The organism is Dyadobacter sp. CY261, assembly GCF_021440085.1.
In the GTDB taxonomy this organism is placed as follows: Bacteria; Bacteroidota; Bacteroidia; order Cytophagales; family Spirosomataceae; genus Dyadobacter.
In genome coordinates this window covers 194762-219212 of the sequence record NZ_JAKCPW010000002.1, presented here as the reverse complement: position 1 = coordinate 219212, position 24451 = coordinate 194762, and the positions used below count along the sequence as shown (strand labels likewise).

Annotated in this window: 16 protein-coding genes; 12 read left to right on the top strand and 4 right to left on the bottom strand. The window is 48.4% G+C overall.

All coding sequences use genetic code 11. The features are described from left to right. Entirely contained in the window at positions 1–2565 is a 2565-nt protein-coding gene (locus tag LZD49_RS08195) for a DUF5686 and carboxypeptidase regulatory-like domain-containing protein (protein ID WP_234666858.1), read from the top strand. On the opposite strand, the gene LZD49_RS08190 is transcribed toward LZD49_RS08195, so the two are convergent. Further along, on the bottom strand, positions 2566–4422 hold the full coding sequence (locus LZD49_RS08190; RefSeq protein WP_234666857.1) for a M1 family metallopeptidase: 1857 nt from the start codon (positions 4420–4422) through the stop codon (positions 2566–2568). A 256-nt stretch (positions 4423–4678) separates the two neighbouring features. On the opposite strand from LZD49_RS08190, the gene LZD49_RS08185 reads away from it, so the two are divergent. Continuing rightward, positions 4679–4843 (top strand): DUF1328 family protein, encoded by a 165-nt coding sequence (locus tag LZD49_RS08185; protein ID WP_083769210.1) that lies wholly within the window; start codon positions 4679–4681, stop codon positions 4841–4843. 57 nt (positions 4844–4900) lie between these two features. Here LZD49_RS08185 and guaA read toward each other — a convergent pair whose 3' ends face one another. After that, positions 4901–6430 carry a glutamine-hydrolyzing GMP synthase gene (gene guaA / locus LZD49_RS08180; RefSeq protein WP_234666856.1) on the bottom strand — a complete coding sequence of 510 codons (1530 nt, stop codon included), beginning with the start codon at positions 6428–6430 and terminating at the stop codon, positions 4901–4903. A gap of 308 nt (positions 6431–6738) precedes the next feature. Between guaA and LZD49_RS08175 the strand changes: the two genes are divergently transcribed. After that, positions 6739–9180 (top strand): outer membrane beta-barrel family protein, encoded by a 2442-nt coding sequence (locus LZD49_RS08175; RefSeq protein WP_234666855.1) that lies wholly within the window; start codon positions 6739–6741, stop codon positions 9178–9180. A gap of 122 nt (positions 9181–9302) precedes the next feature. On the opposite strand, the gene LZD49_RS08170 is transcribed toward LZD49_RS08175, so the two are convergent. Next, a complete protein-coding gene (locus tag LZD49_RS08170) occupies positions 9303–10493 on the bottom strand; it encodes a phosphoglycerate kinase (RefSeq protein WP_234666854.1) in 1191 nt (396 codons plus the stop codon). 283 nt (positions 10494–10776) lie between these two features. On the opposite strand from LZD49_RS08170, the gene LZD49_RS08165 reads away from it, so the two are divergent. After that, positions 10777–12504 (top strand): VRR-NUC domain-containing protein, encoded by a 1728-nt coding sequence (locus LZD49_RS08165; RefSeq protein WP_234666853.1) that lies wholly within the window; start codon positions 10777–10779, stop codon positions 12502–12504. On the opposite strand, the gene LZD49_RS08160 is transcribed toward LZD49_RS08165, so the two are convergent. After that, on the bottom strand, positions 12491–13288 hold the full coding sequence (locus tag LZD49_RS08160) for an endonuclease/exonuclease/phosphatase family protein (protein ID WP_234666852.1): 798 nt from the start codon (positions 13286–13288) through the stop codon (positions 12491–12493). The two genes, LZD49_RS08165 and LZD49_RS08160, sit on opposite strands and share 14 nt — an antisense overlap. Before the next feature lie 159 nt (positions 13289–13447). On the opposite strand from LZD49_RS08160, the gene LZD49_RS08155 reads away from it, so the two are divergent. The 8 genes from LZD49_RS08155 (at position 13448) to LZD49_RS08120 (ending at position 24449) form a co-directional block, all read left to right on the top strand. Beyond that, positions 13448–14770: a pitrilysin family protein gene (locus LZD49_RS08155; protein ID WP_234666851.1), complete on the top strand. Its 1323-nt coding sequence runs from the start codon at positions 13448–13450 to the stop codon at positions 14768–14770. 25 nt (positions 14771–14795) lie between these two features. Then, positions 14796–16172 carry a pitrilysin family protein gene (locus LZD49_RS08150; RefSeq protein WP_234666850.1) on the top strand — a complete coding sequence of 459 codons (1377 nt, stop codon included), beginning with the start codon at positions 14796–14798 and terminating at the stop codon, positions 16170–16172. Between the two features lie 93 nt (positions 16173–16265). Next, a complete protein-coding gene (locus LZD49_RS08145) occupies positions 16266–17123 on the top strand; it encodes a sugar phosphate isomerase/epimerase (RefSeq protein ID WP_234666849.1) in 858 nt (285 codons plus the stop codon). Positions 17124–17255: 132 nt separating this feature from the next. Then, complete coding sequence (locus tag LZD49_RS08140) at positions 17256–18212, top strand: isopenicillin N synthase family oxygenase (protein WP_234666848.1); 957 nt, start codon at positions 17256–17258, stop codon at positions 18210–18212. A gap of 58 nt (positions 18213–18270) precedes the next feature. Beyond that, complete coding sequence (chrA, locus tag LZD49_RS08135; protein WP_234667184.1) at positions 18271–19413, top strand: chromate efflux transporter; 1143 nt, start codon at positions 18271–18273, stop codon at positions 19411–19413. Between the two features lie 554 nt (positions 19414–19967). After that, positions 19968–22931, top strand: coding sequence for a glycoside hydrolase family 3 N-terminal domain-containing protein (locus LZD49_RS08130; protein WP_234666847.1), 2964 nt, complete (start codon positions 19968–19970; stop codon positions 22929–22931). Between the two features lie 59 nt (positions 22932–22990). Beyond that, a complete protein-coding gene (locus tag LZD49_RS08125; protein ID WP_234666846.1) occupies positions 22991–23317 on the top strand; it encodes a DUF721 domain-containing protein in 327 nt (108 codons plus the stop codon). A gap of 196 nt (positions 23318–23513) precedes the next feature. Next, positions 23514–24449: an LD-carboxypeptidase gene (locus LZD49_RS08120; RefSeq protein WP_234666845.1), complete on the top strand. Its 936-nt coding sequence runs from the start codon at positions 23514–23516 to the stop codon at positions 24447–24449. Positions 24450–24451: the final 2 nt, after the last annotated feature.

Genomic DNA, 24451 nt, shown 5'->3' with positions numbered 1-24451 from the left:
ATGCGTTTTCTAGCATTTATGCTCGTCTTTCTGGCTATGCAGCAGCTCTCCCAGGCCGGGGGGTTACGGGGACGCATTACCACAAAAAATGGCGAAGCACTTCCCTATGCGGGCATTACTGTGAAGGGCACAAGCAATGGTACAATGGCCAATGAAGAAGGCGAATATGAATTCGGTCTCGCGCCCGGCAATTACGAGATTATCTTCCAGTACCTGGGTTTCAAAAGTATTTCCAAAACGATAGCAGTCGGTAATGATTTTACCGAACTGAACGTGACGATGGAAGAACAGGCCCTCAGCTTGCAGGAAGCCACTATTGGGAAGGCAAAGGAAGATCCCGCTTACAGCATTATGCGCCGGGCGATTGCAAAAGCGCGTTTTCACCAGTTGCAGGTGCGTGGCTACACGGCGAAAGTATACTCACGAAGCACTGGCGTAGCGACCAAAATTCCCTTTCTATTACAAAAACGGCTGAAAAAAGAAGGTGTGCAGCAAGGCAAAGCTATTCTTAACGAAAGCGTAGCGGAAATCAAATACCGCCGTCCGAACAATTATAGCCAGCGCATTATCTCTACCCGCAACAGCCTCGATAACAGCATTCCTTCTCCGAATGAATACATACTGGCTAGTTTATACAGCCCCGAGATTGCGGGCACTATTTCGCCCCTGTCACCCAAATCGTTTGCCTATTACAAATTTGAATATGAGGGCTATTTTGAAGAAAGGGGCCAGATAGTCAATAAAATAAAAGTTATTCCAAAAGCTTACGGCGAAGGGGTTTTCAGGGGAAGTTTGTTTATCCTGGAAGACCGTTGGGCGATTCATAGCTACGATTTGCAAACTACTACCAGCGGTTTAAACATTTCGGCGAAACAGATTTTCAGCCCGGTGCAGGGCGTCTGGATTCCGGTGAACCAGCAGTTCCGGCTGAATGGCAGCTATCTGGGCTTTGCAGGCGAATTCCGCTACCTCGTTTCGCTTTCCTATGAAAAGCTCGACGTCGATCCCAGCCTGCGGGAAGATATTGTGATCGCCGACCATAAGAAAGAGGAAACGGCGAAAGTCAAAGGTGGCAAAGACCTTGAAAATCTGATCCAGGCGCAGAAAGAATTTTCCACCAAAAATTTCAGGAAACTCACCAAACAATACGAGCGCGAGCAGAAAAAAGAGCAGAAAGAACAGCTCGGCAACGACCGGCTTGTTCGGCAGGATTCCATCGTGATCGATTCCATGGCCAACAAGCGCGACACTACCTACTGGCAGGTGCTAAGACCGATTCCCTTGACCAAATCCGAGGTTTCAAGCTATGTTACACAGGATAGCATTAAGGTAGTCAAGGATTCGATCCGGGTCAAAACCAAGCCCGATTCAACCCACTTCAAACCCATTCACCTGTTAATCGGAAATACCTATGCATTGGGCAAGCGTAATTCTTTTTATTTCAAAAGTCCTTTGCTGTCCATTAGCTATAATTCGGTCGAAGGGAATGCCATAAATTTCATCACAGAATGGCAGAAGCGATGGAAAAAATCGTCGTATTTTAGTCTCCGGCCGCTGGTGCGTTACTCGTTTGGGCGTAAAAAGCTTTACGGAAATCTGGAAACGAACGTCGGCAATAACCGCTGGAACCTCTCGCTATCCGGCGGGGAAATGGCTTCTCAGTTCAACAACCGCGAACCGATTCCGCCATTGCCTAACAGCATAGCCGCTCGCTTTTTCGACCGTAGTCTCATGAAGGTCTATCAAAAACAATATGGTCATATTCAATACACGCTCCGGAACATTGGCGACATTCTGAGCTTGAATGCGAGCTTGGATTTCGAGCGTCGCAAAGAGCTTTTCAATCAGGAAAGTGCCCGGCCAATCATTTTTTGGAGCCAGTTCGGGTTCACGCCTAACCGGCCTTCTAACCGTGAACTTTCCAACACTGGTTTTGAAGATCACAACGCATGGCTGCTCGACCTGACGGCTACATTGCGACCATGGAGAAGATACCTCATCCGCAATGGCGAAAAACGCTATTTGAGAAGCAGAGGGCCTTCTTTTAGTATAAATTATAAAAGTGGATTGGGATTTGCAGGCGATGTGGATTATTCGTCGCTGCAAGGCACGATACGGCAGGATTTGAGCCTGGGGCCTCGCAGCAATCTGGAATATCTGGTCAACGGGGGCGGCTTTTTAAGTACTAAAAAAATGTACTTCCCCGATTACCAGCACTTCATGGGTAACGAATTCTTCTTTCAGTACGTCTACCCGCCCGACCAGTTCCGGATGCTGCCCTATTACCGGTACAGCACGTCGCAATGGTTTTTTCAGGCGCACCTTACATGGACCATGCAGCATTTCGCGCTCACACGCATCCAGTCTCTTCGTGTAACCGGACTTTCCGAAACACTCCAACTGCATTATCTGCGGGTGCCAACGATCCGAAACTATTCAGAAGTGGTTTATGGGATTGACAACATCATGCGGATCGTCCGCTTGGAGGCCGTTGCGCAATTCCATGGCTCCCATTTCGATGGGATGGGATGGCGCATCGGTGCCTCCTTTCGGTTCGGACGGTAATCATTTCGCTTTGTTGGCTTTGAAGCGCGGTGTTGTTTTTAGCACGGATGGCCAGACGTTGTTATCTGGATCGATGTCCGCCATGCGCTGGCTAGGGTCAATGACGATCGCATGAATGTCCGAAATGTTACGATCAATCGTGAACGAATACTCGGGATAGGTCCAGCCCCAGTCAACCATTTGTGTGGTTTTGGAATATAGCTTCTCATCCTTTTCACCGCGCATGATTTCAAGCGGAATATAAAAACTCTCCTGTGTACCATCTTTATAACTTACCACCACATCCAGGGGCATCGGTATCTGTCCGATCCTTTCGAGCACCACATCGGTCTTGCTTGCATTAGCCACCACTTCACGGATACTGTAATCGATCGTTTTGGTTGTTCCTGCAAAATTCTCCCAGAACCAATCCAGTTCCAATCCCGATTCCTTTTCCATAATGCGCTTCAGGTCCGTCGGGTTGGGATGTTTGAATTTCCATTCATTGAAATACCGCTTCATACCACGCCGGAATGTTTCCTTGCCCATAATGTAGTTCAACTGATTCAAAAAAACAGCGCCTTTGGAATAACTGGCAATGCTGTAAGCGCGATTGGTATTATAATGGTCGGCGTGGGTTGTCAGCGGCTCTTCCAGGCCCGATTTGACCAAGCTTACGTAGCTGGTCGTCGCAGCACGCTGAGGATCGCCTTTGGACGGGAACAACTCGGCCATTACGATGTTCTGCGCATAAGTAGTAAACCCTTCATCCATCCAGGAATATTTGGATTCGTTTGTTGCCAAAACACCCTGGAACCAACTGTGAATAGACTCGTGAACAGTGACGCTCGTCAACGCGTGCAGGCCGAGGCGGCCAGTGATCAGCGTCGCCATCGGATATTCCATTCCGCCGTCCCCACCTTGTATTACCGAATATTGTTTGTAAGGATAGCGCCCGAACTGCTCGTTCATAATCTTGAAAGAACGCACTGCGAGCGGCTCCATCTCCCTCCATGAATTAGCCAGTGTGTCGGTCTGGTAAAAGAAATGCAGGTCTAAGTTATCATCCACTTTTACAATGTCGTGCTTATAATCGCGGTCGGCGGCCCACATGAAGTCGTGAACTTCGGGTGCAACAAAATGCCATGTAATGCGATCGCCGGGTTTGTGGGTAATGTTTTTAGTAGAATAGCCATGACCTATTTTATCAGGGTTTTGCAGATAACCTGTCCCCGCAATGGTATAAGCCGCATCCATCGTAATCTTCACGTCAAAATCACCCCAGATTCCATAGAACTCGCGACCAATATAAGGATTAGAATGCCAGCCTTCGTAGTCGTATTCGCACATTTTGGGATACCATTGCGCCATCGAATAGTCGATGCCCTCGCTGTTGTTCCGACCGGTGCGGCGGATTTGCAACGGAACCTGTCCTTCGAACTCCATTTCAAATGTATGCTGCGATTTGGGAAGGATTTTCTCGTTCAAGGTCACTTCGAGGATCGTCCCTACGACTTCATATTTCAGCACTTTGCCGTTCTGTTTAAGGGAAAGCACCTTTTCATAACCGATTTCAGTCGGCGACAATTTCGAAATTAGGTCCTTTACACGGCTGTCCGGATCGCTGATAGAACGCGAGCGCACGTCCATCTGGCTTCCCGGCTGAAATGCATTGAGATATAAGTGATAAAATACCTTTTGAAGCGTATCGGGGGAATTGTTGATATAAACCAGCTTTTGGGATCCTTTATACTGGTGTTTGACCGCATCAAAATCAATCTCCATCTGATACTTCGCGCGCTGCTGCCAACGGTCACTTTGTGCTGAAACCCGGAACGCCAGCGTGACCAGCAACAGCACAGAAAATTTAAACTTCATTCGTAATCGGGTAATTTGGTTAAAATAAAATAACATAATTGGCGGGTGCCCGGAAACTAATTAACGATTTCACGGCGGCAGAAATTCAGAAAACATCATTTCAACACTTGGAACTGTGCATCATTCTCCACAAAAAACCTCATTTTTAATCGATTCCAGCAATCAGGCCGCTATTTGGAGCAAATTCGCCGCTGGCACAGAGTTGGTAATTATTGAATCAGAAATCAATATTCGAAAACCTAAATACTTGTCAATCATGCTAAGATGGACCGTAATTTTTCTCGTTATTGCTATCATTGCCGGTATCCTTGGATTCGGCGGAATAGCCGCAGGTGCAGCCGGAATTGCTAAAATTCTTTTCTTCGTATTCCTCGTTCTTTTCGTATTGAGCCTATTGAGCCGTGGTGTCGGGCGATCCTGACGGCATTCGGAGATATAACTAATGAAAAAGGCGGATTTAATATCCGCCTTTTTCATTTTATTCCCATTCAATCGTAGCAGGCGGCTTGGAGGAAATGTCGTAAACGACCCTGTTCACCCCTTTCACTTTATTAATAATGTCATTCGAAACTTCCGCAAGGAAATCGTACGGCAAATGAGCCCAGTCAGCAGTCATACCGTCTACTGACGTTACCGCGCGGAGAGCGACCACGCGCTCGTAGGTGCGCTCATCGCCCATTACACCTACGCTTTGCACAGGCAAGAGCATCGCGCCAGCTTGCCAAACGTCTTTATACAAATCCCATTTGCGCAGCCCGCCAATAAATATGGCATCCACTTCCTGCAAAATCGCGACTTTTTCAGGTGTAATGTCACCAAGGATACGGATCGCAAGACCGGGTCCCGGGAATGGGTGACGGCCAAGGATTTTTTCGTCGATCCCCAATGTACGTCCTACGGCTCTAACCTCGTCTTTGAACAATGTGTTCAGCGGCTCCACGATTTGCAATTTCATAAAATCGGGCAAACCACCCACGTTGTGGTGTGATTTGATCGTCGCCGACGGACCTTTCACCGAAACCGATTCGATCACATCAGGGTAGATAGTGCCTTGTCCAAGCCACTTCACTTCCTCGATCAGATGTGCTTCCTGATCAAAAATATCGATGAACGACTTTCCGATAGCCTTGCGTTTCGCCTCGGGGTCAGTCAGTCCCGATAATGATTCATAAAAGTGCGATTTAGAATCCACACCTTTGATATTCAAGCCCATATCTTCATAGGAATGCAGGACTTGCTCGTACTCATCCTTGCGTAGGAGTCCGTTGTCAACGAAAATACAATACAGGTTCTGGCCAATGGCGTGGTGGACCAAAGTAGCAGCAACTGTTGAATCCACACCGCCCGACAATGCCATTACGACCTTATCGTTCCCCAGTTTCTTGCGAAGCTGTTCAATGGTATGTTCTACAAATGATTCGGAAGTCCAGTCTTGCTTGCAACCGCAAATATTCACTACAAAATTATGCAGCAACTTCTTGCCTTCGGTTGTGTGCGTCACTTCGGGATGGAACTGAATACCGTAGGTCAATTCATCCTCCACTTTGAATGCAGCGACTTTCACCGATTCCGTAGAAGCGATCACGTGGAAATTCTGCGGTGCGCGGACGATCGTGTCGCCATGTGACATCCAAACCTGCGAAGATTCCGACAAGCCAGCCAACAATGAAGAATCGGAATCATCGATTTCCAGCCTTGCGCGGCCATATTCACGGTGCTGTGAGGGCTTCACATCGCCGCCAAGCTCCTGCGCGAGCAGTTGCGCGCCGTAGCATACGCCCAGCAGGGGTATTGTTTTGCGAAACTTATTGAAATCGATCCGGGGAGAATCCTCATCCCTTACCGAACAGGGGCTTCCTGAAAGAATTACGCCTTTGACGTTGGGAGTGAGATCGGGGAAGTTATTGTATGGGTGGATTTCACAATAAACATTCAGTTCGCGGACTCTGCGTGCAATTAACTGGGTGTACTGTGAGCCAAAATCTAAAATAAGAATTTGTTCAGTCATATATATGCTATCTAAAACGCAAAGGTAGGGAGATTGGAGGAAACGGAAAAATGAAGTTGAAAGATCGGCACTTCCGGTCGTTCAAACTGGTATTTCACCATTCAAACTTTTTTTTAACCCATATGCAACTTCCCTTTATCTCTTTGTATCTATAAGCCGAAGATAGACCACACACCATTTATATAGCATACCAACCATTTATGTAATCAAAGGTTCTATGCTATACCAGGTACCTATCTTTGCAGTGTACTCATCGGACAACATATCTCGGGTACACTGAACTTTAACTATTAGCCATGAAATTCTTAATGAACCTAACTGCAGCGCTGCTGCTGGGCAGTGGATTTGTGCACGCACAAGCTCCCCAGCCTCTTACCGGAAAAGGAAATATCACCGGCGCGGTGCTGGACGAAAAGTCGCAGCCGTTCCCGTTTGTGAATGTCTTGCTCTTGCAAGCCAAAGATTCGGTGCTAGTAAAGGGACTTGCAGCCGATGAAAGTGGCAAGTTTGCATTCGATCAGGTGGCCGCCGGCAAATACCTGACGCTCATTTCAATGGTGGGTTATCAGAAAAGTTACAGCGAGCCCTTCAACGTCAAAGATTCTCCCGTAAACCTGCCTGTTGTCACCCTTAAATCGGATACGCAATCGCTGAACGAGGTGACGGTCGTGGCGAAGAAACCATTCATCGAACAAGAAATCGACCGGACGGTTATCAATGTGGAAAATAGCATTGTCTCGGCAGGTGCTACGGCGCTGGAAGTGCTGGAACGTGCTCCCGGCGTGACGGTTGATCAGCAGAATGAGCAATTGAAGCTGCGTGGCAAAGAAGGTGTAATTGTGCAAATCGATGGAAAACAGACCTTTTTATCCCAACAAGAACTCATAACCTTGCTCCGTAATACACCAAGCGACAACATTGAGAAAATTGAGCTGATCACGAATCCATCGGCTAAATATGACGCGGCCGGTAACTCCGGGATCATCAATATTAAGATGAAGCGCAACAAGAACTACGGCACCAATGGGAATATCAATGTAGGCGGCGCCTGGGCCAAATACGGCCGCGCCAATGTAAACGGAACGCTCAATCACCGGGCTGGCAAACTGAGCTCTTTCATCAGTGCAGGCGCATTCTACAATAAAGGCTTCAACAACAACGACATTTACCGCCGGATTCCCTACGAGGACAAAGTGACAATCTTCGATCAGAAAACTGAACGGATCAATGAGTCGCAATACTATAATGTGCGTGCCGGGCTGGACTATTCTGCAACAGATAAAACTACGGTAGGCGTATTAGTTTCGGGGTTCTATAACGACTGGAGCAACCCGTTCGGACAGACCAATACCCGGATCCTGAATGAAGATCTAAGTCTGCAACGGACATTCCGGACGAACGTTTTCAATGGGGGCAAAATGAATAACATCAGCTCAAACCTAAACCTCAAACACCAGTTCAACAACAAAGGCAAGGAGCTGACATTCGATCTGGACTACGTGCATTATGGCGGCAAAAAGGAGAGTAATCTGGACACGCGTTATTTCAATGCAGATGGCACGCCCGATGCGGATGATACCGAAACTGTACGGAACGATATGCCTTCGGACATCAACATTGCCATGGCAAAGCTGGACTACACGCAGACCATCGGCAAAGGCAAATTTGAAACCGGCCTGAAATCAAGCTTCGTGACTTCGGATAATGATATGGTTTTCGAAACTTTTGTAGATACCTGGCAGCTGGATCCTACCCGATCCAACCGCTTCAAATACTCTGAAAATGTGAATGCGGGTTATGTGAATTACGCCGGTGCAATTTCAAAAAGGATCAAATACCAGTTGGGCGTCCGCGCTGAGCACACACATTCGATCGGCAACTCGGTTACATTAAACCAGAAACGCGACAGAAACTATATTAACCTGTTCCCAAGCGTGTTTTTGTCGAACCAGCTGGATACCAATAACGTGATCAACATCTCATACAGCCGCCGTATCGACCGTCCGAACTACCAGTCACTGAACCCCTTCGAGTTTTACCTCGACCCATATACATTCCAACGCGGTAACCCGAACCTTAAACCACAGTATACCAATTCATTCCAACTCGTACACGTTTACAAAAACACCATCAACACGACACTTGCTTACAGCCGCATCAAAGACATGATCGCGGATGAACTGCCCCAGCAGATTGCTTCGGAAAACAAAACATTTGTAACATCGGACAACCTCGACAACCAGGACAACGTCAGCCTGACCGTCTCGTTCCCGATACCGGTCACTAAGTGGTGGCAGGTGCAGGCGAACTTTACGGGTGTCTACAACCATTACAAATCATATTACCTGGAACAACAGCTCGAAATCAAGCAGGCGTCATGGAATATGTATGCAAGTAACCAATTTACTATCGGCAAGGGATGGTCCGCTGAGCTCTCGGGCTGGTATAATAGCAGGGCATTCTACGGATTGTATGCCGCGAAGCCGATGGGAATGCTCAATGCAGGTTTGCAGAAAAACATCCTGAACAAAAAAGGAACGATCCGTCTCAATGTTAACGACATCTTCTGGACCAACCGCTTCAACGGAACGGCCATCTATAAGGACATCGATTTCAAAGTACGTTCCGAATGGCCAAGCCGCCAGTTCAGATTGACCTTCACTTACAACTTCGGCAACCAGAATGTGAAGGGAGCCCGCCAGCGCAATACAGGTTCCGACGATTTGCAGAAACGCGCAGGTGGCAATTAAAAGTGGAATTCCGGTCAATCGTGACCAGTGTTCATAAATTAGTTAGGTTTGTTATGCAGAAAATCCATCCCGCGATGTGCGGGATGGATTTCTTTTTTGATATAACCTAAAAAAGTGAATGCTTATGCTTCCAGCGCAGCAACACCCGGAAGTACTTTGCCCTCCATGTATTCTAGCAACGCACCACCACCAGTCGAAACGTAGCTCACCCGATCACCATAGCCTGCGTTGTTAATAGCCGAAGCCGAGTCACCACCGCCGATAAGCGAGAATGCGTCGTTTTCTTCGGTTACTGCAACTACCGCCTCAGCGATTGCGTTGGTTCCTTTCGCGAAGCTAGGGAATTCAAAAACGCCCATTGGACCGTTCCAGAGAACAGTCTTGGAGTTCTTTATGATATCAGCAAAGATTTTCGCTGTTTCAGGACCAATGTCCAGACCTTGCCAGTCGTCGGGGATGTCGCCTGCCGATACCACTTTATGTTCGGCATCGGGCGCAAATTTGTCAGCGATTACGGTATCAACCGGTAGGATGAGGTTTACACCTTTATCCTTAGCTTTCTGAACCAGTTCGAGTGTCAGGTCTTGTTTGTCGGCTTCGAGGAGCGACTGTCCGATATTTCCACCTTGCGCTTTGGCAAATGTGTATGACATACCTCCGCCGATGATCAAGTTATCAACCTTGTCGATCAGACGCTCGATGATCAAAATTTTGTCGGAGATTTTAGCACCACCCATAATCGCCGTGAAAGGTCTTTCTGAATGTTCAAGAAGTCTTTCCGCGTTATCCAGCTCGGCTTGCATTACATAACCGCAAACTTTATCGGCAAAGAACTTTCCGATTACAGCAGTGGAAGCATGCGCGCGGTGTGCGGTACCGAATGCATCCATCACCCACACGTCGCCGAGTTTCGAGAGTTTCTCTGCGAATTCTTCGTTACCTTTTTCTTCTTCTTTATAAAAACGCAGGTTTTCGAGCAACAGAACCTCTCCCGGTTGTAATGCAGCCGCGAGCTCCGTTGCACTTTCACCGATGGAATCCTCGGCAAACTTTACCGTCTTTCCGAGGATAAGCGACAATGGGTTTACCAGGTGTTTCAGAGAGTATTTTTCGGTTGGACCGTCTTTCGGACGTCCCAGGTGTGACATTAAAATGACGGAACCGCCGTCATTAAGAATCTTGCTGATTGTAGGAATGGTCGCACGGATACGGGTATCGTCCGTGATCTCAAATTTGTCATTAAGCGGGACATTGAAATCCACGCGGACCAGGGCTTTTTTCCCTGAAAAATCATAAGAATCTAATGTTGTCATGGGCAGGTAAAATTGTTTTCCATAGAGAGCAAATGTAAACCAATTTCTTAATTATATACTATGCATTTCGGAAAAGGCGGCATTCATCATAGGCATAATCCAATTTTTACCTTTCATTTTTCTAAAAAATAAGCATTTAACCAAATTTTAATATAAATCATCCTGCACCAAGCATTTCATGCCGTCATCCTACTTTTTCCCGACAAAGCGCTGATAATTTTAATATCCGGAAATAGATATTTTTGGTAACTTTATTCCTTCATCAACTTAAAAATTAGCCGTTTTGTCTGCCGAGTTGCCCGATCCGTTTGCCCAGGAACAGGTGTTTCCCACGGATTTACCGCCCAAGTACTACCTCGATTATTTCAATTACGTGCTCGCTTTTGTACGCAAGCGCTATGCTCACATCCTGCACGAAAGCGAGCTGGAATTTCTGGACGATTATGCGTCGCTTTCGGAAGACGCGCAATGCCTTTTTATCCGTTTCAGCAACCGGCGAAAGTCTTTTTTCCGCAGTAATGCCCTCTCCTACTCCGAAATTGAAGACGTGGCTGCCGTGCTCACCGAGCTGCTGGATCGTGACTTTATCGAAACGCTTTGTGAGGCACACGAAAGCAGATTTGCCGAGGTGATCGACCTTTTCACCAAACCTGAACTACTGGAAGTTACGAAGCTTCTGGAACCGGATATTATGCCGGCCAAAAGCATTAAAAAGCCGGATCTCGTGCGCTGGCTGCTGCATGAATATGATTTTGCCGTGCTTTGCGAGGTTTTGAGCGAAATAGAGCCGGTTGTGAAGGTCTCGTTCGAGGCGGAAGTAATGCTGATGAAGTTCCTATTCTTCGGTAACCGCAATGCCGATATGACCGAATTTGTGGTACGCGACCTCGGGCATGTGCGGTTCCAGTCGTTCGATGAGCAGTTTTTGTCCATTCAATTCGATACCAGGAAGGATGCGGATGATACATTGATGGTGTCTTTGATGAAGGAAACTTTCGACGTCATCAAACACAACCTGCCGCCAGAGGAAATCTTCGACTGGTTTATGAACTGGCACGTCGTAAGCGGCACCGGGCTCAGTCATAAGGCATTACCTTCTTTCAACACATTTATATTGCGGGTAAGCGCCTGGCTCGAACGCAAGAAAATGCTTTCGCAGGCCCTCACTATTTACCAGCTTACCGGCGATGCGCCCGCCCGGGAGCGACGTGTCAGGCTGCTTTATAACCTCGGCGAGATCGACGAGGCGCTTGCATTGTGCGAGGAAATTTCCGAAAGTCCGCAAAATGCCGACGAGCGCTATTTCAGCCTCGATTTTTATGAAAAAATTAAAAATAAAAAAGCCCGGACCGTCAAGCGGACGACCCAGGCTTTGAAAGCTGCGGAGGCAATAGAAGTACCGGTTTCCTATCGTTTCCGGGTGGAATTCGGCGCGTTAACCTACTATCAATCGCAAGGCTATAATGCCTTTTTCAGCGAAAATGAACCCTGGCGCGCATTGTTCGGGTTGCTGTTTTGGGATATTATTTATGATACCAATGTGCAGACGATCCATAACCCGCTGCAACGCATTCCGTCGGATTTCTTCCTGCCCGATTTCTATTTCAAACGGGCTGAGCAATTGAAAGAGCGCCTCGCCGCGGCGCATTCACGTGAAATTATCGACGAGCTCGTTACTCGAACTTTTGCAGACAAATACGGCATTACCAACGTGCTCGTGCCCTGGTACGACGGCGCTCTGGAAAAGGTATTAACCCTGACTTCGCTCCTCAGCCCGGAAAAAATCCACAAGATCATGCTCGAAATGGCATTGAACCTCCGCGAAAACACCCGTGGCTTTCCCGATTTGCTCGTTTGGAATGATACTGACTATGCCTTCCTCGAAATCAAATCACCGACAGACCACCTCTCGTCACGGCAGCTGCATTGGCAGCACTTCTTTGCCGAACATGGCGTGCAAAGCCGGATTGTGCGGGTAAACTGGCTTCGCGACGAGGTTAGTCCAATGTAAACTCGGCCGTTACCGGCAAGTGATCCGACGCATATTTTTCGTCGATTACCGTCGTATTGGCGCTTTTGAGTTTGCTACCTTGCTTGTGCATAATGAAATCAATGGTCTTTTTGGGCTGCTCCACGGGAATGGTCGGCTTGCAATCGGTGCAGGTACGGGTGAAATACTTATCGAAATAGGCGATTACCGGGCTTTCGGGCGTCGCATTGAAATCCCCGGCAAGGATCATCGGCAGTTCTGTGTTGCCGAAATGCTTCATAATGGTTTCGGCCTGTTGAATGCGGTTCGGTTCTTTCAAACCCAAATGCGTGCTGGCGAAAATCAGCTTGCGCTTGTCGGGCAATGTTACCGTCACCGCTGCAATGGTGCGGTCCTCCTCTTTCAGTTCCGGGCGGATCGGCAATGCAAAACGTGCCGAATCAACGATCGGGAATTTGGTTAGCACAGCCACGCCATAGTCGCCACCCTGATGGTCGATGGCTTTCGAAAAATAGCACTTCATACCGGTAAGCTCCGCCAGTTGCTTCGCCTGGTTTTTGCCTTTCCCTGAACGCTCGGTATTTACATCCACTTCCTGCAACGCCACAAAATCCGGCTTTTCAGCATTAATAACTTTCGCAATGGCTTCCACATCGATCTTCTCCCCGGCCGACGGCGGGTTACAGTGATGAATATTGTAAGTCATTACTTTAAAACGCTGCTTTTTGGCAGGCTTGTCGGACAACGTACCTGCTTCTGCGTTAAGCGTTAGCAGCGTGAGTAAAGAAAATAAGTACTTTTTCATTGGGTGGTACAAAGGATTTAGATCAATAATGCGCCAAAAATAGCGTTTGAAATCAGAATTAATGCCGCCTGGCAATCCATTTAAGTTTATCATTTGATCAAATTTCGACCGGTCGGGCATTTTCCTTATCATTACACATTCATTAACAATCCCTGCTTCATGAAGCTCCGAAAATTACTGCTCGCCGCGGCTGCAATGTCCTGCCTCGGCGTCGCGCATGCACAAACCAAGCCGGAGGATGTGAAAACCTTCACACTGAACAACGGCATGAAATTCCTTGTCCTGGAAGATCATTCGATTCCCACCGCCAATATGTACCTTTTCTGGAAGGTGGGTTCGCGCAACGAAGTTCACGGCATTACCGGCCTCTCCCATTTCTTTGAACACATGATGTTCAACGGCTCGAAAAACTACGGCCCCAAGCAATTCGACCGTGTGATGGAGGCCAACGGCGGCTCCAACAATGCCTACACGAACGAGAACGTGACCGTATACACCGACTGGTTTCAGAAAGATGCATTGGAAACCATTTTCAAACTCGAATCCGATCGTATCGGCCATTTGTCCATCGACCCCAAAATGGTGGAAAGCGAGCGTGGCGTGGTGCTTTCCGAGCGCAGTACCGGACTAGAAAACAGCAATTACAGGCTATTGGGTGAACTGGTACAATCCGTTGCGTTCCAGGAGCATCCTTATATGTTCCCGGTGATTGGTTTTGAATCGGATATCAAAAGCTGGACACAGGCCGATTTGGAAAACTATTTTAAAACTTATTACTCGCCCAACAATGTGACCGTCGTGGTGGTAGGTGATATTAAACTTGATGCGGTAAAAAAACTCGCAGACCAATACATGGCACCACTTCCCGCACGCGGCCTGCCGCCTAAGATCCGCACAGTAGAACCGCCACAAAATGGCGAACGCCGCGTGACTACCTACAAAGACATTACCACACCGAATGTTCTCCTGGCATATCATGTCCCGGAAACCGCGCATGCGGATTACTATGCATTGGACCTGTTCAGCAGTCTGCTAAGCTCGGGCAACTCTTCCCGTCTGGTGAAGTCGCTGGTGATGGACACCACCCTTGCTTCCAGCGTGAGCACCGGTCTCGACAATGGTTTCGACCCGACGCTGTTCGCTGTTTTTGGCGTGGCAGGCGACAATGTATCGGCTCCCGATCTCGAAAAAGCGATTGAAAAACAGATCGATATGATCATTCAGAATGGCGTGACCGATGCCGAATTGCAGAAGGTCAAGAACCAAAAAGTGATGGAATTCTATCACACACTCGAAACCATCAACGGCAAAGCCAACAGCCTCGGGACGTATGATGTGTTTTTTGGTGATTATAAAAAGATGTTCGAAGCGCCGGAGAACTATAAGAAAGTGACGGCAGACGACATCAAGCGCGTGGCAGCCAAGTACTTTACCGACCGGAACCGCACCGTAGGTTACCTGCTTCCCGAAAAATCGAAATGACCAGCATTCAAATCTGAAATACAGAATGAAAAATATCATCCTTTTGCTACTGGCCTTTTGCCCCTTTTCGGCAATGGCGCAGAATAATTTTAAAGTACCGCCTTACGAGCAGTTCAAACTCAAAAATGGGCTCACCGTGTACCTCATGGAACAGCACGAGGTGCCGCTGATCAACGTTTCGGCCGTATTCGATGCCGGTTCCATTAACGACGGCGAGCGCTACGGCCTCGCGAGCCTTACCGCCGATGCATTGCTTTTCGGCACGCAGAAATATACCAAAGCGCAGATCGAGGAATTGACGGATTATGTTGGCGCCACCCTTTCGACTTACGCATCTAAAGACAATGCAGGACTTGCAGCTTCATTCGCGGTGAAAGATCAGGAAAAACTCTTCGAGATCATCCAGCAGGTGCTGATGTACCCCGTTTTCGACGCCACCGAATTTGACAAGCACAAACAACGCACATTGCTGGAGCTCGCCCAGGCCAAGGAAAGCCCTCGCTCGGTGATCGGCAACTATTATAATGCATTTCTGTTCAGCAATTTTCCCTATGCAACGCCCACGACCGGTAGCAAATCGACAGTAGAAAAGATCGACGCGGCTTCTGTAAAGGCATTTTACCAAAGCAACTACACCACGGGCAAAGGCGCGGTCGCCATTGTCGGCGATTTCAAAGCGGCGGAAATGAAGAAAAAGGTGACCGCATTGTTCGGTGAATGGAAAACCGCCCCCTCAAGAATGGTGAAACGAGTGGCGCCTAACCTGGAATTCGAAAAAAGCAGGGTATTGCTGGTTAACAAGGAAGACGCCCGCGAGACTACTTTCATGATCGGAGGTAAAGGGATCGACTACAATTCGCCCGATTATGTGCCGGTAGTGGTAATCAACACCATTCTCGGCGGCCGGTTTACGTCATGGTTGAATGATGCGTTGCGCGTCAATTCCGGACTTACATACGGTGCAGGCAGTCGTTTCAACCGCTACAAGTATGCGGGCACATTCGGGATCAGCACATTTACCAAAAACTCGACGACCGTTCCGGCGATCGACATGGCATTGAGCGTACTCGATAGTCTGCATAAAACGGGTATCAATGAAGAAATCCTTGCGTCGGCGAAGGCGTATGTAAAAGGAGATTTCCCACCAGACTATGAGTCGGCCGGGGCATTGGCGAGGTTGCTTACCGATATGTTCATCTACAATTTCGATGAAAGTTTTATCAATACCTTCCAGAGTAAAGTGGATGGATTGACGGTGGCACAGGCAAAGGACATTATTGCCACCTATTTCCCAAAAGACAAGCTGCAATTTGTGTTTGTCGGCAAAGCTTCCGAGATCAAAGAGCAGGTCAAAAAGTATGGCGAACTGAGTGAAAAGCAGATCAAGGCCGACGGATTTTAGTATATCAATAACAGGTATTGCTTTAAAGTAGGACCGGCTCACCGGATGACATGTTTTTGGCAATACTATCTAAACCATTCCATAACAATGACAATGAAAAAACTAATCGTTCTAGGCTGCCTGGCGGCTGCATTGCTGGCGGGCGAAAGCGACCTTTTCGCGCAGGGCAAGGTGTACACCGCGCCAATCGGCTTGCAGGCATATACTTTCCGCGGCAGTTGGGGCAAAGGCATCGAAGCGACGCTGGATACCATCAAATCTCTTGGAGTAACCGAGTTGGAAGGCGGCCCGATCGCCGGCATGACCACCGAAGAACTCCGTAAACAGCTCGACAAGCGCGGCATTGCAATGCGGTCGATCGGCGCGGATTATAAGAAATTGAGCGAAAGCGCCGAGCAAACCATTAAGGACGCCAAAATCCTCGGTGCGAAATACGTGATGGTAGCCTGGATTCCTCATGAAAAAGGCAATTTCAACCTGGAAACTGCGAAAAAAGCCGTGGCTGATTTCAACAAAGCCGGTAAGGAATTAAAAGAAGCAGGCATTGAGCTCACTTACCATAACCACGGCTACGAGTTCGTACCTTACGAGGATGGTACATTGTTCGACTACATTGTGAAAAACACCAATCCGGAATATGTGAACTTCGAAATGGATGTACTCTGGACCGCATTCCCGGGACAAGATCCAGCGAAACTACTCTTGAAATATCCCACCCGCTGGAAACTGATGCACCTCAAAGACCTCAAAAAAGGCGTAAAAGGCGACCTCTCAGGCGGCACACCCACCACCAACGACGTAGCATTAGGTACCGGCCAGATCGACATCCCGGCTACTTTGAAAGCTGCCAAAAAGGTGGGTATTAAGCATTACTTTATCGAGGACGAAAGTCCATCCTATCTGAAACAGATTCCGGTAACGATCGCTTATATAAAGAGCATTAAGGAATAACGAATTCAATAACTGACAACACCTGACCAAAAATGACTAAAATGTCATCATGGTCAGGTGTTGTCAGTTGTAGGTTCCAAAGTTTGCCAAGTCTGTGGATACTTTTTACTTTGCATCAAAAAAGCAATCAACATGGAACCAGCACTATTGAATGAGGTCCCTTCGCTCGATTTGGCCGATTTTACATCGGGAGATGCCCAGCGAAAGCAGCAATTTGTAAAAGACCTGGGTGCGGCGTTCACCAATATCGGCTTTGTAGCCATTAAAAATCACGGACTAAGCGACGCGCTGCGCGATGATCTTTACGCAAATGTGAAAGAATTCTTTTCACAGCCGGACGACATTAAGAGGAAGTACGAGTTCCCCGAATTGTTCGGCCAACGCGGCTATGTGGGCAAAGGTAAGGAAACCGCCAAAGGCTTTAAAGTGGCCGACCTCAAAGAATTCTACCACATAGGCCAGCCCGAACCGATCGGAAAAATGCCTAATAATATTTTCCCGGAAGAATTGCCTGCGTTCCGGAAATATACCCTGGAGGTTTATAATACTTTCGAGAATGCGGGCAAAACGCTTTTGCGTGCCATTGCCCTTTACCTGAATTTGCCGGAAGATTATTTCGAAGACAAAGTCAAAAACGGGGACAGCCTGCTTCGCGCATTGCATTATTTCCCTATCCCAAATCCCGAACTGGTGCCGGAAGGCGCGGTAAGGGCGGCTGCACATGGGGATATTAACCTCATTACATTGCTAATGGGCGCCAGTGCCGAAGGCCTCGAAGTGCTCCGCCGCGACGGCGAGTGGATCGCCATCACCGCCTTACCCGACCAGATTGTCGTGAACGTAGGCGACATGCTCGACCGTCTCACCAATCATAAACTCAAATCGACCATTCATCGGGTGGTAAACCCGCCACGTGAAAAACTGGGGACTTCCCGATACTCGATTCCGTTCTTCATGCATCCGCGTGCCGACATGGACCTGACCAGCCTCGAAAGCTGCATTACCTCTGAACATCCAAAGCTGTATACCGACATGACAGCCGGCGAATTTCTCGATGAACGTTTGCGGGAGCTCGGTTTAAAAAAATAAAAGTATCCTCAGCTTGTCTTACCCACCTATCCGTCGTTTCCGTTACATCATTTATCTGATGGACATTCTCCTGCTGTCGCTCACGGCATTCGGAGGACCACAAGTGCATTTAATGATGATGATTGAACGGCTGGTACACAAGCGCCGGTATGTAACAGAAGAGGAATTACTTGAATTACAAGCACTTTGCTCCATTCTTCCGGGACCCAGTTCAACCCAAACCGTCACGGCAATAGGCCTTAAAATAGGCGGGCAACCGCTCGCCTACCTTACATTGCTCGTGTGGTCGATCCCCGCTATGGCGCTTATGACACTCGCGGCCATTGGCATTCATTACCTCGAACGGCATGCCATTTCCCTGAATTTCACGCGGTTTGTCGGACCAATGGCTGTTGCATTTCTGATGTACGGTGCCTCCTCCATTGCACGGAAGGTCATTCACAACACGCAAGGCTGGACCTTCCTGCTCATTTCGACCATACTGGCATACCTCTATCCCTCACCTTACATGACACCGGTGCTGATCATTTGCGGCGGCGTTGCGGCGTCGCTCAATTTCAAAAAGCACGAGAAGATGGAGAAAGGTGAAATCCGCATCAAATGGCGGCCCATTATCTTCTGGATTTCGGTGCTGATCGTGGCTGCGGCGATCGGAAAGGTAACGAATTCGTTGCCGGTGAGGCTCTTCGAGAACTTTTACCGGAACGGCAGTCTGGTCTTCGGCGGTGGGCAGGTGCTGATTCCGATCCTTTACAACGAGTTTGTCACATTCAAGCATTACCTGACCGAACAGGAATTCCTGGCGGGCATGGCGCTCACGCAGGTCGTACCCGGGCCGGTTTTTTCCATTGCTACATTTGTCGGAAGCGTCTCGCTGCAATCGCACGGCTGGTTCGGGCAAATTGTGGGAGGGTTTGTGGCTACTGCAGGCATATTTCTTCCCGGCACGTTCTTTATCTTTTTTGCCTATCCTTTCTGGGACCAGCTCAAACGTTACCGTGGTATCCGCGCCTCGCTCGAAGGCATTCACGCCGCCAGTTGTGGCCTCACCATCGCCGCCGCCATCTCACTCTTCCAGCCAATGATGACGAGCATTCAACCTGTCGTGACGGTCATCGCAACGCTCATTGTGGTTGCTTTCGGCAAGGTTCCCTCATATTTGATTATCCTGGCGGGGTTGTTGCTTGGGCTGGTGTTCTAGCGCAGGGTTACTGGAAGAACCGAAATCGTTGTGTATATTTACTTAGACTTCATTAGTCCATCACTTAATTTTGAAATATGCTTTTGGGACTAAATGATAAAGTGGTCAACAGCACCGGGCTCAACGAAGACGAGTTACGGATAGAGTTGGCTGTGCGTTTGTATGAAGATGGAAAAATTACCGTTGGTCAAGGCGGCACTATGACGGGGCCTGGTCATGTAAGATTTTAGCGTGAGCTGGGAAAACGTAAAATTGCAATGCACTATGACACTGAAGATTTTGAAGCAGATTTAGAAACACTAACAAGGCTTTCTGGTGATAGTAGTAAGTGACCTCTGTTATCAGCGGACTTGTTCAATCGGGACATCTGCATGTCCTCCAAAATCTCTACAAGAAGATAATAATTCCGAACAAAGCGTTTCTGGAATTGCAAGACTTGAATGTCGCTTTCCGGCATAACCTTGCGTTCGACTGGATCGAGATTAAAGAAGTTTCAAACATTTCACTTTTAGATGAACTATCCGAAGTACCAAGAATAAGTATTCCCAAACCCAATGACCAGACACCACCTAGCCCTAGTTACACTCCTTTTCCTAACAGCATTTACCGCAAAAGCCCAGATCAGTACGCCTCCTACATTTCTGCACAAGAATAAGCAATGGGTGGATTCTGTTTTTGCTTCACTTACACCCGATGAACGCATTGCCCAATTGATCATGGTGGCGGCAGTTTCGGACACCAAACGTGCATTAATTGACCCCAAAACCAGTAACCCGACCGCTGTCGAGAAACTGATCCGCGAGAATAAGGTGGGTGGGATTGTTTTCTTTCAGGGAGGGCCAATGCCGCAGGCAAGGCTGACGAACTTTTACCAGTCCATTTCAAAAGTGCCGCTCTTGGTGGCGATGGATGCGGAATTCGGCCTGGCGATGCGGATCGACAGCACGGTCCGGTATCCCTACCAGATGACGCTCGGAGCTATTCAGGGAAACAACGATCTCATTTATGAGATGGGAGCACAACTGGCCAAACAAGCTCGTCGCCTGGGAATGCATATCAATTTTGCACCAGTTGCGGATGTGAACAACAACCCGAACAATCCGGTGATCAGCTTCCGGTCCTTTGGCGAAAACAAATACAAAGTCGCTGAAAAAGCTGTGGCGTATATGCGCGGAATGCAGGATAATGGTTTGCTAACCAGCGCCAAGCATTTCCCCGGTCACGGCGATACCGGCACCGATTCGCATTATGATCTGCCATTAATATCACATTCCGCAGCGCGCATCGATTCGCTGGAATTATATCCTTTCCGGGTGTTGATCAACAACGGCCTAAGCGGTGTGATGATCGCGCATTTGAGCATCCCGGCGCTCGATAAGACGCCTAACCTGCCGTCTACATTATCCAAACCGATCGTTACCAATCTGTTGCGCAGCCAGCTCGGCTTCGAAGGGCTGATTTATTCCGACGCCATGAACATGAAAGGCGTTACCAAATACTTCCCCGATGGCAAAGCGGACGCCATGGGCCTGGAAGCCGGAATGGACCTGCTGGAATTCACCGAAGACGTGAACAAATCCATCGCTGAGATCAAGAAGAGCATTGCCGAGGGCAAGATCACACAAGCGGAAATCGATTACCGTTGCCGGAAAGTGCTCGAAGCAAAGGCCTGGGCGGGTCTCAACCGTTACAAACCGGTTGACCTTAACAATCTTTACGAAGACCTGAACCCCAAAGCCGCTGAGCTAACAAACCGCCTGCTGACCGAAAAAGCATTAACCATCCTTAAAAACGATAACAATTTGCTGCCGTTGCGGGAGCTGGATACCCTGAAAATCGCGTCCATTTCGATCGGTGCCGATTCCATCACGACTTTCCAGAATACACTCGGACTTTATACAACCGTGGATCATTTTCAGATTCCCGCAAAGGCAACCACCGAGCAAATCGAAGCGGTCCGCTCCAAGCTGAATGCGTACAATCTCTTGCTGGTAGGCGTGCATTTAGGCAGCATTTCCCCTCGTAGCAACTATGGCCTTACCGAGCCGATGAGCAATGTTTTACAGGAACTGATCGCTACTAAAAAAGCAGTAGTGTCCGTCTTCGGGAATCCTTATGCTTTGAATAAAATGCCAAAAACCGACGATGCAAAGGCATTGCTCATGGCTTATCAACTCACGCCTTACACGCAGGATTTGTCTGCTCAACTGATTTTCGGGGCTATTCCGGCTCAGGGCAAGCTGCCGGTGACTGTCAATGCGCAGTATCCTTATCATACAGGCATCGATACTCCCGTGCTCGGACGTTTGAAATACACGATCCCCGAAGAACTCGGCCTGGATTCAAAGGTCATTACATTCAAAATCGACTCTATTGCCAATGCGGCCGTTACCCAAAAGGCAACTCCCGGCTGCGTAGTACAACTGGCGAAAGATGGCAAAGTGTTTTTCCGGAAGGCGTATGGCAAGCAGACCTACGAAGGCAATCACCCGGTAAAGGTGACGGATCTGTACGACCTGGCCTCGGTAACCAAAATCACAGCATCTACATTAGCGCTAATGAGTCTTTGGGACGCGAAAAAGTTCGATCTGGACGCGACGATGAAGGATTACCTGCCCGATTTCGAAGGTTCCAACAAGGCCGACCTACATTGGCGGCGCGTCCTCACGCACAGCGCGCGCCTGAAAGCGTTCATCGTACTGTGGAAAGAAGCACAAAAAGCGGACGGTAGCTGGAAAAAGAAAACTTTCAGTACCAAACTATCGAAACGCTATCCGACTTCCGTGGTGGGAGACAGCCTGTTTATTTTCAAAAATTATGATAAAACCATCTTCAAAGCGATCCGGGATTCGCCTTTAAATGAAAAGGAAGGCTATGTGTACAGCGACCTTTCGTTCATTCTTTACCCGCAGATTGTAAAGCGGCTTTCCGGGGAGAATTTTGAAGATTATCTTAAAAATCACTACTACCATAAACTCGGAGCCAATACACTGACGTTCAACCCAAAACGCTTCTACAAACTGGATGAAATCGTACCCACCGAGCGTGACACTTTCTTCCGGATGACGCAACTGCATGGCCAGGTGCACGATGAGGCGGCAGCGATGCTGGGTGGATTGAGCGGCCACGCGGGCCTTTTCGGCACTTCCAACGACGTCATGAAAGTATGGCAGATGTATTTGCAGAATGGTTATTACGGCGGTCAGCAGCTATTAAGCAAGGACGCATTGATCGAATTTACACGTTATCAATATCCTGAGGAAGGCAGCCGCCGCGGGATCGGGTTTGATAAGCCTACATTTAAATATTCGGGCAATGCGCCGCGGTATGCAAGTCCGTCGAGCTTCGGGCACACTGGATATACGGGCATTATGACCTGGGCCGACCCGGCGTGGGGCTTGAACTACGTCTTTTTATCAAACCGGGTGTACCCAACACGCGAGAACAACAAGATCTCAACCATGAACATCCGTACCTCCGTTATGGATGTGGTGTACGAGCAGCTATTAAAAAAGTAAACCGGTTACTCGTAGCGAGCTCTGATCTCGCTACCTTTGTACTACTCACGAACAACGTTATGGCAATGCACTATCGGTTTGACAAAGAAAAAGCGTCCCGACGGCCCGGAATCACGCCGTTGAAGGAAGCCATCGATCAAATGCTCGATAGGTACAAGCTCCGTAGCCGTTTCGACCAATCTTATGTGGTCGCGCATTGGGACAAGATCATGGGTTCGGCCATTGCCACCCGCACCAAAAAGGTCTATATCAAGGACGGAATCCTGTTTTTACAAATAGAGTCCGCCCCGCTGCGGAACGAACTGTTCCGCGCCAAAAGCAAAATCATCGAGCTGATCAACCGGGAAATGGGGAGCGACTTGGTGCAGGATGTTGTATTTATTTAAAGTTGCATATCAGGCGATCAGAATTCTTAGGAATGATCAGAGGTTGTCAGGACCAGTTTTTTTGAGAAAAGATGTAAATTCAAGTCTGGAATAGAATATTAAAAGACATGAATAGTCGCCTACAAAAAATGACCATTTTGCGGTTGCATTGCCAAAACAATTTTTGGTAAAAGTAACCTACCCACAATCCAAGTGAATGAACCCAATCCAATTTCCTGCATTTCTGAAACCCGGTGACCGAATCGGGATTGTTGCTCCTGCCAGCATTGTGAAATATGAGGACCTTGTCCCCGGCATCCAGCTTTTTACGGAGCAATGGGGGCTGGAAGTGGTCGAAGGAAAAACGCTCAGAACATCATTTAACCAGTTTTCAGCTTCCGACGAGGAACGCCTTGCTGATATGCAGCAGATGCTGGACGACCCTTCGGTAAGGGCCATTATAGCCGCGCGGGGAGGTTACGGATGCTCGCGAATCGTGGATCTGCTGAATTTTGAGAAATTTAAACGAAACCCGAAATGGATCGTCGGCTTCAGCGACCTGACAGCCTTTCTTTCCCGGACCTATCAACTCGGTTATGCCAGCATCCATGCGCCAATGGCTAAAACCATTACGGTTGCAGGCGCCGAAGCCGCGGCCGAATCACTCAGAAAGATGCTTTTTGGCGAGCTACCGGCATATGACGTCCCTGCTCATGCATTGAACCGCCCGGGACATGCCATAGCGCAGGTTATAGGGGGCAATCTTTGTCTTCTCGCACATCTGATAGGCTCGGAAACGGAAGTCGACACAACCGGCAAGATCCTGTTTATCGAAGATATTAATGAATATCTGTACAACCACGACCGTATGATGATCCAACTCAAACGGTCGGGTAAGCTGTCGGGACTCGCCGGGCTGATCGTGGGTCAGTTTACAGACATGAAGGATAACAGCAGCCCAACGTTTGGAAAGGATTCTTACGAAATCATTCACGAACATGTGGCGGAGTTCGGATATCCGGTCTGTTACAACTTTCCGGTTGGCCATGTTGGCGACAACCGCGCGATGGGCGTTGGAATGCAGGCGGAACTAATTGTGTCTCCGGACGCTGTGCATTTCCGTTTTTTACCAATCTCGACCGCTAACAGCTAGGA